The organism is Pseudomonas defluvii (assembly GCF_001695625.1).
GTDB classification, from domain to species: domain Bacteria; phylum Pseudomonadota; class Gammaproteobacteria; order Pseudomonadales; family Pseudomonadaceae; genus Aquipseudomonas; species Aquipseudomonas defluvii.
In genome coordinates this window covers 25808-37921 of sequence record NZ_MBPN01000046.1, presented here as the reverse complement: position 1 = coordinate 37921, position 12114 = coordinate 25808, and the positions used below count along the sequence as shown (strand labels likewise).

The window sequence follows — 12114 nt, the reverse complement described above, 5'->3', positions numbered from 1 at the left end:
CGGCGCTCTTCAGCCCGACGGCTGAAGTACCAGACCAGAAAGGTCACCAACGACACCGACAGCAGAATCAAGCTGGCCACCGCGTTGATTTCCGGCTTCACGCCCAGACGCACAGCCGAGAAAACTTCCATCGGCAGGGTGGTAGAGCCAGGGCCGGAGACGAAGCTGGCCAATACCAGGTCGTCCAGCGACAGGGCAAAGGACATCATGCCGCCCGCAGCCAGCGAAGGCGCGATCATCGGGATGGTGATCAGGAAGAACACCTTCCATGGCCGCGCACCCAAGTCCATTGCAGCCTCTTCGATAGACAGGTCCAGCTCGCGCAGGCGTGCCGACACCACCACCGCTACATAGGCAGAGCAAAAGGTGGTGTGCGCAATCCAGATGGTGAGGATGCCACGTTCCTGCGGCCAGCCGATCATCTGTGCCATTGCCACGAACAGCAGCAGCAACGACAGACCGGTAATCACCTCAGGCATGACCAACGGCGCAGTGACCAGGCCACCAAACAGGGTACGGCCCTTGAAGCGGGTTACCCGGGTCAGCACGAAGGCCGCCAGGGTACCGAGGACAACGGCGGCAATCGCGGTGTAGCAGGCGATTTCCAGCGAGCGCGCCACCGAGCCCATCAACTGGCTGTTGTCGAGCAGGCCAACGTACCACTTCACCGACCAGCCGCCCCAGACCGTCACCAGCTTGGAGGCGTTGAACGAGTAGATCACCAGGATCAGCATCGGCAGGTAGATGAACAGCAAGCCCACTACCAGCATCAGCTTGGAGAAACTGAAACGCTTCATGCCCGACCCTCCATCTCTTTGGCCTGACTACGGTTGAAGAGCAGGATCGGTACGATCAGGATCGCCAGCATCACTACCGCCAGTGCCGAAGCCACTGGCCAGTCACGGTTGTTGAAGAACTCTTGCCACAGCACTTTACCGATCATCAGGGTTTCCGGGCCGCCGAGCAGCTCTGGGATAACGAACTCACCTACAACCGGAATGAACACCAGCATGCAACCGGCGATGATCCCGTTCTTGGAGAGCGGCACGGTGATTTTCCAGAAGCTGTTGAAGGTGCTGGAACCCAGGTCGGAAGCGGCTTCAAGCAAGCTTGGGTCGTGCTTCACCAGGTTGGCATACAGCGGCAGGATCATGAACGGCAGGTACGAGTACACCACACCGATGTAAACCGCCAGGTTGGTATTGAGGATCTGCAACGGCTGGTCGATAAAGCCCATGGTCATCAAGAAGCCATTAAGCAGGCCGTTGTTGCTGAGGATGCCCATCCAGGCATAGACCCGAATCAGGATCGCGGTCCAGGTCGGCATCATGATCAACAGCAGCAGGACCGTCTGGGTTTCCTTGCGCGCATTGGCGATGGCGTAAGCCATCGGAAAGCCAATCAACAAGCACAGCAGCGTGCTGATGAAGGCCATCTTCAACGAGCCCAGGTACGCCGACAGGTACAGCTCGTCGTCGGTCAACATGGCGTAGTTGCCGAGGTTCAGCACCAGTTCGAGTTTCTGCTCGACGAAGGTATAGATCTCGGTGTACGGCGGAATAGCGACGTCCGCTTCGGCAAAGCTGATCTTCAGAACGATGAAGAACGGCAGCATGAAGAACAGGAACAGCCACAGGAATGGCGCACCAATGACCAGGTGACGCCCCTCGGGAACCAGGCGCTGGAAAGCGCGCTTCAGTTTTCGAATTTTCATGAGCGCAGTACCACACCGGAGTCATCTTCCCAGCACACATAGACCTGGTCACCCCAGGTTGGCCGGGTTCCCTGGCGTTCGGCGTTGGCAACGAACGACTGCACCACCTTGCCGCTCGGCAACTCGACGTAGAACACCGAATGGCCACCCAGGTAGGCAATATCGTGAACCTTGCCGCGCGACCAGTTGTGCTCGCATGACGGTTGCTCGGTGGTTACCAGCAGCTTCTCTGGGCGCAGCGCATAGGTGATGTGCTTGTCTTCCACCGAGGTAGTGACGCCGTGGCCAACATAGATGCCGCGCTCAAGCTCGGGGCTGGAGATCAGCGCATAGCTTTCGGCGTCGTCCACCACTTCGCCTTCGAACAGGTTGACGTTGCCGATGAACTCACAGACCAGGCGGCTGGTCGGGGTCTCGTAGACGTCGATCGGGCTACCGATCTGGGCGATCCAGCCCAGGTGCATGATCGCAATGCGCTCGGCCATGGTCATGGCCTCTTCCTGGTCGTGGGTCACCATCACGCAGGTCACCCCCACGCGCTCGATGATCTGCACCAGTTCCAGTTGCATCTGCGAACGCAACTTCTTGTCCAGTGCGCCCATTGGCTCGTCGAGCAACAGCAGTTTTGGCCGTTTGGCCAAGGAGCGGGCCAGGGCCACACGCTGACGCTGACCGCCGGAAAGCTGGTGCGGCTTGCGCTTGGCATACTGGGTCATGTGCACCAGCTTGAGCATCTCGGCCACACGGGCGTCGATCTCGGCAGCCGGCATGCGGTCCTGCTTCAGGCCGAACGCGATATTCTGCGCAACGGTCATGTGCGGGAACAACGCATAGGACTGGAACATCATGTTGATCGGCCGTTCATAAGGCGGCATATCGGTGATGTCGACACCATCAAGGAAGATGCGGCCTTCGGTCGGACGCTCGAAACCGGCCAACATCCGCAGCAATGTGGATTTACCCGAGCCGGAGCCACCCAGCAGAGCGAAGATCTCGCCCTTGCGGATTTCCAGGGACACATCGTCCACGGCGACCGTTTCGTCGAACTTTTTTGTAACCCGATCGATTTTCACCAGCACCTGTTTAGGTTGCTGGCCGCCATCGAGGGCTTTTTTATAGGCACCGGAGGCAACAGCCATGTGTGAAACTCCCAACAAGAATTTTTGCAGCCCGCCCCTGCCGTGACGGACCCTGGATACTCATTTGCCCGACTTGACCTTGGTCCAGCTACGGGTCATCAAACGTTGCACCTTGGGTGGCAACTCAGCATTGACGTACAACTTGTCCAGCACCTCTTGCGGTGGATAAACCGCTGCGTCGGTTCTAACGCTCTGGTCCATCAGATCGCCAGCCGTTGGATTCGGGTTGGCATAACCGACGTAATCGCTGACCTGGGCAATAACCTCAGGCTTGAGCAAATAGTTGATGAAAGCGTGCGCCTCTTTGAGATTGCCGGCGTCCTTGGGAATCGCCAGCATGTCGAACCAGAGGTTGCCGCCCTCCTTGGGAATTGCATACGCCACCTGCACACCCTTGCCCGCCTCTTCAGCGCGGGACTTGGCCTGGAATACATCGCCGGAGAAGCCAGCGGCCACACAGATGTCGCCGTTGGCCAGGTCCGAGATGTACTTGGACGAGTGGAAATAGGTCACGTAAGGGCGCACCGCCATCAGCTTGGCCTCGGCCTTTTTATAGTCGGCCGGGTTGGTACTGTTGGGGTCCAGGCCCATGTAATTGAGCACTGCCGGGAGCATCTCGTCCGGGGAGTCGAGGAACGCGACACCGCACGCGGACAGCTTCTTGATGTTTTCCGGCTCGAACAGCATGGCCCACGAGTCGATCTTGTCGGTACCCAGCACGGCCTTGACCTTGTCGACGTTGTAACCAATGCCGTTGGTGCCCCACAGGTAAGGCACCGCGTACTGGTTGCCCGGGTCGTTCTTGTTCAGGCGCTTGAGCAGCGCAGGATCGAGGTTCTGCCAGTTCGGCAGCAGCGATTTGTCGAGCTTCTGGAACGCACCCGCCTTGATCTGCTTGCCGAGGAAATGGTTGGACGGCACGACCACGTCATAGCCGGAACGACCGGCCAGTAGTTTGCCTTCCAGGGTTTCATTGGAATCAAACACGTCATACAACGGCTTGATGCCGGTTTCTTTCTCAAAATCTGCCAGTGTGGTCTGACCGATATAGTCCGACCAGTTGTAAATGTGCACCGTGGGCGCCGCTTGGACGCTGATCGCCAGCGTCAGACCCGCTCCAGCCATCAAGGCCTTGCGAAATACAGAAATAGACAAGTGGAAGGTCCTCTCAATAGTGCCCGAGCTAAACGACAGAATGCTCTGCCGGATAACCAAACCGGCGCGCAACTTACCTTCGATACACCCAACCGGCAAAAAATATTTGCCCTCACCTCCCGCAAAAGCGCTGCCCTAGAGCTTCCGGGCAGCGCTCAGCGGGTCAACCCAGGCTTATTTGCCCGACTTGATCTTGGTCCAGCTGCGCGTCAGGATCCGCTGGGTAGCCGGCGGCAAGTCGCTGATTGCATACAGCTTGGCCTTCACTTCATCCGACGGGTAAATGCTCGGATCGCCAGAGATGTCCTTGTCCACCAGCGGCGTTGCCGCTTTGTTGCCGTTCGGGAAGCGGACGGCGTTGGTGATCTCGGCCATGATTTCCGGCTGCATCAGGAAGTTCATGAACTGATAGGCTGCGTCGAGGTTCGACGCATCCTTTGGAATCGCGACCATGTCATAGAAGCTGCCCGCGCCTTCTTTCGGAATGGCGTAGCTGAGCTTGACCTTGTCGCCAGCCTCATGAGCACGCGCCTTGGACTGCTCCAGGTCGCCCGAGTAACCCACGGCGACGCAGATGTTGCCGTTGGCCAGGTCCGAGATGTACTTGGAGGAGTGGAAGTAAGCGATCGAAGGACGGATTTTCAGGAACAGTGCTTCGGCCTCAGCCAACTGCTTCTTGTCCTGGGAATCGGTCGGGTAGCCGAGGTAGTGCAGCGCCACCGGAATCATCTCGGTCGGCGAATCGAGGAAGCTCACGCCGCAGCTCTTGAGCTTGGCGATGTTCTCCGGCTTGAGCACCACGTCCCAGGAATCGATCTTGTCGACGCCCAGCGCAGCCTTGACCTTCTCCGGGTTGTAGCCGATGCCGATCGTGCCCCACATGTAAGGGAAGGCGTGCACGTTGCCCTTGTCGCTGGCATTGCCAACGGCGTTGAGCAGGTCGGTATCGAGGTTTTTCCAGTTCGGCAGCTTGGACTTGTCCAGCTCCTGGTAAACCCCGGCCTTGATCTGCTTGGCCAGGAAGTTGTTCGAAGGTACGACCACGTCGTAACCGGATTTACCGGCCAGCAACTTGGCTTCCAGCGTTTCGTTACTGTCGAAAACGTCGTAGACCACCTTGATGCCCGACTGCTTTTCGAACTTGGCGATGGTGTCTGCTGCAATGTAGTCAGACCAGTTGTACACGTGCAGCGTCTTGTCTTCTGCCTGAACAGCACTGGCCATTGCCCCCATCAGGGACATTGCCAACAGCGTCTTGCCCAATTTCTTCATGCGTAATGCTCCAGAATTTTTATTGACCATCTGTTCAGCAACCGGGACCTTCGGCGCAGGCACTAGGCGACTGAAACAGCCGCTAGTCTGGCAAGGTACAAGGCGCTCTTTCAAGGAAAGAGCAACCCTGAGCCCCCTTAATGTCACAACGCTAGCCTAGCAGCAGGCTTACTGGATCGCCTCATAGGTCAGGTCCAGGCATTTACGTGCCTTTTCCACCAGCTCATCGATCTCTTCACGCGTGATCACCAACGGCGGCGCAATGATCATGGTGTCGCCTACAGCGCGCATGATCAGCCCGTTGTCGAAGCAGAACTGCCGGCAGATCATGCCCACGCCTTTGCCTTCATAGCGCGCACGGGTCGTTTTGTCCTTGACCAGTTCGATCGCACCCAGCATCCCCAAGCCACGAACTTCGCCCACCAGCGGGTGATCGTTTAGCTCGCGTAGACGCTTCTGCAAATACGGTGCCGTTTCCTCATGAACATGCGTGATGACCTTCTCGTCACGCAGGATGCGCAGGTTTTCCAGGCCTACTGCAGCCGCCACTGGGTGGCCTGAGTAGGTGAAGCCGTGGTTGAAGTCACCGCCTTCAGTGACCACGCGGGCAACTTCGTCACGCACGATAACGCCGCCCATGGGGATGTAACCGGAGGTCAGGCCCTTGGCGATGGTCATCAGATCGGGTTTGAGGTCGTAATAATCGGAACCGAACCACTCACCGGTGCGACCAAAGCCACAGATCACTTCGTCGGCAACGAAAAGAATCTCGTACTTGGCGAGGATTTCCTTGACCTTGGGCCAGTAGGTTTCTGGCGGAATGATCACACCACCGGCCCCTTGAATCGGCTCGGCAATGAAGGCCGCAACGTTGTCCTCACCCACTTCGAGAATCTTTTTCTCCAACTGCTCGGCCGCCCAGACGCCAAACTCATCCGGGGTCATGTCGCCGCCCTCACCGAACCAGTAAGGTTGCGGAATGTGCACGATGCCCGGAATCGGCAGGTCGCCCTGTTCGTGCATGAAGGCCATGCCACCCAGGCTGGCGCCCGCGACAGTCGAACCGTGGTAGCCGTTAACGCGACCGATGATCACCTTCTTCTGCGGCTTGCCTTTGAGCGCCCAGTAATGGCGCACCATACGCAGTACGGTGTCGTTACCTTCGGAGCCGGAACCGGTGAAGAACACATGGCTCATACCCTTCGGAGCAACCGCGGAAATGGCTTTGGCCAACTCCAGTGCCGGTGGGTGAGCAGTCTGGAAGAACAGGTTGTAGTAAGGCAGCTCACGCATCTGGTCGCTGGCCGCTTTCACCAGTTCTTCACGACCGTAGCCAACCGCCACACACCAAAGCCCGGCCATGCCATCGAGGATCTTGTTGCCCTCGCTGTCCCACAAGTACACACCCTTGGCCTTGGTAATAATGCGCGGGCCCTTCTCCTTCAACTGTTTATAGTCGCTGAAAGGGGCCAAGTGGTGCTCGCCGCTCAAGGCTTGCCATTCACGGGTTTGCGGGTTCTTGACGCTCATGTGCTTCTCCAATTGCTGGCGGCCGCGCTCCTGCGGCCCCGGGTTGATCAGACCGCGAACAGCAGGAACTCTCGTTCCCAAGAGCTGATTACGCGTTTGAAGTTTTCATGCTCGGCGCGCTTGGTCGCCACGTAGCCTGTGATGAATTTCTTGCCCAGGTACTTCTCCAGGGCCTTACAGTTTTCCATCCGCTCCAACGCATCCTCGATGGTCAAAGGCAGGCGCAGGTTGCGTCGCTCATAGCCGCGCCCCTGCACCGGCGCACTGGCGTTGATGCGCTCCACCATGCCGATGTAGCCACACAGCAGGCTGGCAGCGATTGCCAGGTACGGGTTGGCGTCGGCGCCCGGCAGACGGTTCTCGACGCGGCGATGCTGCGGGCTGGCATCTGGAACCCGCAAACCGACAGTACGGTTTTCCTCGCCCCATTCGACGTTCACCGGTGCCGAGGTATCAGGCAGGAAACGCCGGAACGAGTTGACGTTGGGCGCGAACAGCGGCAACAGCTCGGGAATGAACTTCTGCAGACCGCCGATGTGGTAGAGGAACAGGTCGCTCATGCTGCCGTCGTCATTGGAGAAGATGTTCTTCCCGGTCTGCACGTCCACCACACTCTGGTGCAGGTGCATCGCGCTGCCTGGCTCGCCCGTCATCGGCTTGGCCATGAACGTGGCGGCGACGTTATGCTTGAGCGCAGCTTCACGCATGGTGCGTTTGAACACCAGGATCTGGTCGGCCAGGGACAGCGCGTCACCATGACGGAAGTTGATCTCCATCTGTGCCGTGCCGTCCTCGTGGATCAGCGTATCGAGGTCCAGGTTCTGCAGTTCGCACCAGTCGTAGACATCCTCGAACAGCGGGTCGAATTCGTTGGCTGCTTCGATGGAAAACGACTGGCGACCGGTTTCCGGGCGACCGGAGCGACCGACCGGTGGCTGCAACGGGAAGTCCGGGTCTTCGCAACGCTTGGTCAGGTAGAACTCCATCTCTGGCGCGACGATCGGCTGCCAACCTTTGTCGGCATACAGCTTGAGCACCTTCTTCAGGACGTTACGCGGTGACAGTTCGACCGGGCTGCCAAACTTGTCATAGGTGTCGTGAATCACCTGTGCAGTAGGCTCGATGGCCCACGGGACAAGAAACACTGCGTTCTCGTCGGGGCGGCAGATCATGTCGATGTCGGCAGGGTCGAGCAGTTCGTAATAAATGTCGTCATCGACGTAATCGCCAGTGACCGTCTGCAGCAGGACACTCTCGGGCAAGCGCATGCCTTTCTCGGCAATGAACTTGTTGGTAGGCGATATCTTGCCGCGGGTAATCCCGGTGAGATCGCTGATCAAACACTCGACTTCAGTGATCTTGTGCTCTTTCAACCAATCGGTGAGCTGATCGAGATTGGTACTCATAAACACCTCTGAAGGTAACCTGCTTCTATTAAGGTGGCGTCAGGCGCGGTGCGATGAATTGGCATCACGCTGACTGGCCCGCTTTCGGCAGGCATCGCCAAACGCCTTGAAAATGGCCAGATAGTCCGGATTGGACATCACGTGCCATTCGGGGTGCCATTGCACCCCCAAAGCAAAAGCCGTGCTACCTTCAATTGATATCGCTTCAATCAAACCGTCTGGGGCCACAGCCTCGATACGCAGGCCCGGTGCCAAACGTGCGATGCCCTGACCATGGATAGAGTTGACCTGAATCTCGGATGCCAGGCCCAAACCGGCCAGTACACCGCCAGGTTGAACCCACAGGGTATGGCTTGGGGCATACTGGACTTCGACCGGTTCGTTTGAAGGTTCACGGTGATCCATGAAGGTTCCGGTTTCATGAACCTTCTGGTGCAGGCTGCCACCGAACGCCACATTCAGTTCCTGGAAGCCACGGCAGATGCCCAGTACGGGTACGCCAGCAGCAACCGCAGCACGCAACAACGGCAGCGTGGTGTGATCACGCTGAGGATCGTGAGGGGTGCCCGGGCCATCGGCCGGCCCTTGGTAGTGATGAGGTTCTATATTTGAGGGGGAGCCGGTAAAAAGCAGCCCGTCCAGGCCGTCAATTATTTCAGCCGGGTCGAGCAGTTCCGCCAGCGACGGCAGAATCAATGGCAAGCCTTTGGCTGCCAGCGCAACTGCGCGCACGTACTTGTCGCCACTGATGTGGAAAGCATGCAGACCGATCTGCTTGGTGCAGGCGGTCACGCCGATTATCGGCATGCGAGACATGTAACCCCCGGTATTATTGCTGTTATGGGTTACGTTCGAGCTTAGCCTTGTTCATTTTTTTACACAACACCCCCGTAAAAAATAGAACACGGCCTGCTCAGCATCACCCATGTTTACCCGATGGACGGGCTATCGGCGCCCTCAATTGCAGCAAAAGTGCCGCTGAGGCGCCGTTTTAGGGCATCATTGGGTCAGCTTGACTTAAGGGTGGCTTTCGGATTGACTGGAGCTGCAAGCCCCCATTGATTGATATATTTAACAACAAAGGTGTTGCATCATGTCGGTACCCCCGCGTGCCGTTCAGCTTAACGAAGCGAACGCGTTCCTTAAGGAACATCCTGAGGTTCTGTACGTTGACCTTCTGATTGCGGATATGAATGGTGTGGTGCGTGGCAAACGCATCGAACGCACCAGCCTCCACAAGGTTTACGAGAAAGGCATCAACCTGCCGGCCTCACTCTTTGCCCTGGACATCAACGGCTCGACGGTGGAAAGCACCGGCCTGGGCCTGGATATCGGCGACGCCGACCGGATTTGCTATCCGATCCCGGGCTCTCTCTCCAACGAACCCTGGCAAAAGCGCCCTACCGCGCAGCTGCTGATGACCATGCACGAGCTGGAAGGTGAGCCGTTCTTCGCCGACCCTCGGGAAGTCCTGCGTCAGGTCGTGACCAAATTCGATGAACTGGGCCTGACCATCTGCGCCGCCTTCGAGCTTGAGTTCTACCTGATCGACCAGGAGAACGTGAACGGCCGTCCACAACCGCCGCGCTCGCCAATCTCCGGCAAGCGTCCAATTTCGACTCAGGTTTACCTGATCGACGACCTCGACGAGTATGTCGACTGCCTTCAGGACATCCTCGAAGGGGCCAAGGAACAGGGCATCCCTGCCGACGCCATCGTCAAGGAAAGCGCCCCGGCACAGTTCGAAGTGAACCTGCACCACGTCCCAGACCCGCTCAAGGCCTGTGACTATGCGGTACTGCTCAAGCGACTGATCAAGAACATCGCCTACGACCATGAGATGGACACCACCTTCATGGCCAAGCCTTACCCAGGCCAGGCGGGTAACGGTCTGCACGTCCATATTTCCGTACTGGATAAAGATGGTAAAAACATCTTCGCCAGTGAGGATCCCGAGCAGAACGCCGCACTGCGTCACGCGATCGGCGGTGTGCTCGAGACCCTACCCGCGTCGATGGCGTTCCTCTGCCCGAACGTCAACTCGTACCGCCGTTTCGGTGCACAGTTCTACGTACCGAACTCGCCGAGCTGGGGCCTGGACAACCGTACCGTGGCGCTGCGCGTACCAACCGGCAGCTCCGACGCGGTGCGCCTCGAACACCGCGTTGCCGGTGCCGATGCCAACCCGTACCTGCTGATGGCGGCCGTCCTGGCGGGTGTACACCATGGCCTGACCAACAAGGTCGAGCCCGGTGCGCCGGTGGAAGGCAACTCCTACGAGCAGAACGAGCAGAGCCTGCCGAACAACCTGCGCGATGCCCTGCGCGAGCTGGACGACAGCGAGATCATGGCCAAGTACATCGATCCGAAGTACATCGACATCTTTGTCGCGTGCAAGGAAAGTGAGCTGGAAGAGTTCGAGCACTCGATCTCCGACCTCGAGTACAACTGGTACCTGCACACCGTGTAAACGGTGTGCGCTGCACTGAAAAACGCCGTCGGCCCGCTGGGTCGACGGCGTTTTTTTATGCGCCTGCTGTCTCGTTATCGCCGGCTCTACCGGCGATAGCCTCAGAGGGCTTTCTCGAAGATCTTCGAATTACGCTGGAAGTTGTACAGTGACGCCCGCGCCGCTGGCAGGCGTTCGACGCCACTTGGGGAGAACCCACGCTCACGGAACCAGTGCGCAGTACGGGTCGTCAATACGAACAGGGTCTTCAGGCCCATTGCCCGCGCGCGCGTCTCGATGCGCTCGAGCAGTTCATCACCGCGCCCCCCATGGCGGTACTCGGGGTTGACCGCCAGGCACGCCAGTTCACCCGCATCGGAATCGGCAATTGGGTAAAGCGCAGCACAGGCGATGATCATGCCCTCGCGTTCAACCACACTGAATTGCTCGATCTCACGCTCCAGCACCTCACGCGAACGACGCACCAGAATCCCCTGCTCCTCCAGCGGGCTGATCAGCTCCAGCAAGCCACCGACATCCTCGATGGCCGCCTCGCGGACCTTCTCGAACTGCTCCTGGGCAACCAGCGTACCGCCACCGTCACGGGTGAACAGCTCCGTCAGCAAGGCACCGTCTTCGGCATAACTGACGATATGGCTGCGCGCTACGCCACCACGGCATGCCTCGGCAGCCGCATCCAGCAACTCGCCCTGATAATCGCTGCCCAGCCGTTGCAGATGCGCCGGTACCTGCTGCGGGCGAAGCTCACGCACCAGGTTGCCATTCTCGTCGATCAAGCCACGCTCGGCACCGAACAACAGCAGCTTATCGGCACCCAGGTCTATGGCGGCGCGAGTCGCCACGTCTTCGCAGGCCAGGTTGAAAATTTCGCCGGTGGGCGAGTAACCCAGTGGTGAAAGCAACACGATCGAACGTTCGTCGAGCAGCCGGTTGATACCTTTGCGGTCAACCCGGCGCACTTCGCCAGTGTGGTGATAGTCGATGCCTTCAACTACTCCAATCGGCCTTGCAGTCACCAGGTTGCCGGCCGCCACCCGCAGGCGCGAGCCCTGCATCGGCGAGGCTGCCATGTCCATCGACAGCCGCGCTTCGATGGCAATCCGCAGGTGGCCGACGGCATCGATCACGCATTCCAGGGTCGCGGCATCGGTGATGCGCATGCCACGGTGGTAATGCGGCGTGAGGCCGCGTGCCGCCAGGCGGCTCTCGATCTGTGGGCGCGAGCCATGCACCAGTACCAGGCGCACACCCAGGCTGTGCAGTAGCACCAGGTCGTGGACAATGTTGCCAAAATTAGGGTGTTCAACCCCGTCGCCAGGGAGCATGACAACAAACGTGCAGTCCCGGTGGGCGTTGATGTAAGGCGAAGCGTGACGCAGCCAGTTGACGTAATCGTGCATAACCAGAGCCTGTAAAAAATTGAACAAA

10 protein-coding genes are annotated in these 12114 nt (G+C 58.7%); 1 reads left to right on the top strand and 9 read right to left on the bottom strand.

The window, feature by feature from the left end; genetic code table 11:
- The 8 genes from EKA13_RS14385 to EKA13_RS14350 all read right to left on the bottom strand — a co-directional run.
- On the bottom strand, positions 1–797 hold a 797-nt coding region (locus tag EKA13_RS14385; RefSeq protein WP_065760075.1), incomplete at its 3' end, for an ABC transporter permease subunit.
- Positions 794–1714 carry an ABC transporter permease subunit gene (locus tag EKA13_RS14380; RefSeq protein WP_065760074.1) on the bottom strand — a complete coding sequence of 307 codons (921 nt, stop codon included), beginning with the start codon at positions 1712–1714 and terminating at the stop codon, positions 794–796. The genes EKA13_RS14380 and EKA13_RS14385, both read right to left, overlap by 4 nt.
- The gene (gene potA, locus EKA13_RS14375; protein WP_065760073.1) at positions 1711–2853 is read right to left on the bottom strand and encodes a polyamine ABC transporter ATP-binding protein; all 1143 of its coding nucleotides are present in this window, start codon (positions 2851–2853) and stop codon (positions 1711–1713) included. The genes EKA13_RS14380 and potA overlap by 4 nt, the downstream gene beginning before the upstream one ends.
- A gap of 60 nt (positions 2854–2913) precedes the next feature.
- Positions 2914–4008 (bottom strand): polyamine ABC transporter substrate-binding protein, encoded by a 1095-nt coding sequence (locus tag EKA13_RS14370; protein ID WP_065760072.1) that lies wholly within the window; start codon positions 4006–4008, stop codon positions 2914–2916.
- A 174-nt stretch (positions 4009–4182) separates the two neighbouring features.
- The gene (locus EKA13_RS14365; RefSeq protein ID WP_065760071.1) at positions 4183–5280 is read right to left on the bottom strand and encodes a polyamine ABC transporter substrate-binding protein; all 1098 of its coding nucleotides are present in this window, start codon (positions 5278–5280) and stop codon (positions 4183–4185) included.
- 168 nt (positions 5281–5448) lie between these two features.
- On the bottom strand, positions 5449–6810 hold the full coding sequence (locus tag EKA13_RS14360; RefSeq protein WP_065760070.1) for an aspartate aminotransferase family protein: 1362 nt from the start codon (positions 6808–6810) through the stop codon (positions 5449–5451).
- Positions 6811–6857: 47 nt separating this feature from the next.
- The gene (locus EKA13_RS14355; RefSeq protein ID WP_065760069.1) at positions 6858–8216 is read right to left on the bottom strand and encodes a glutamine synthetase family protein; all 1359 of its coding nucleotides are present in this window, start codon (positions 8214–8216) and stop codon (positions 6858–6860) included.
- A 39-nt stretch (positions 8217–8255) separates the two neighbouring features.
- Positions 8256–9032, bottom strand: coding sequence for a gamma-glutamyl-gamma-aminobutyrate hydrolase family protein (locus EKA13_RS14350; RefSeq protein ID WP_065760068.1), 777 nt, complete (start codon positions 9030–9032; stop codon positions 8256–8258).
- Between the two features lie 277 nt (positions 9033–9309).
- Here EKA13_RS14350 and EKA13_RS14345 point away from each other — a divergent pair, with 277 nt between their 5' ends.
- Positions 9310–10686 (top strand): glutamine synthetase family protein, encoded by a 1377-nt coding sequence (locus EKA13_RS14345; RefSeq protein ID WP_065760067.1) that lies wholly within the window; start codon positions 9310–9312, stop codon positions 10684–10686.
- A 101-nt stretch (positions 10687–10787) separates the two neighbouring features.
- On the opposite strand, the gene argA is transcribed toward EKA13_RS14345, so the two are convergent.
- A complete protein-coding gene (gene argA / locus EKA13_RS14340) occupies positions 10788–12086 on the bottom strand; it encodes an amino-acid N-acetyltransferase (RefSeq protein ID WP_065760066.1) in 1299 nt (432 codons plus the stop codon).
- Positions 12087–12114 lie beyond the last annotated feature (28 nt).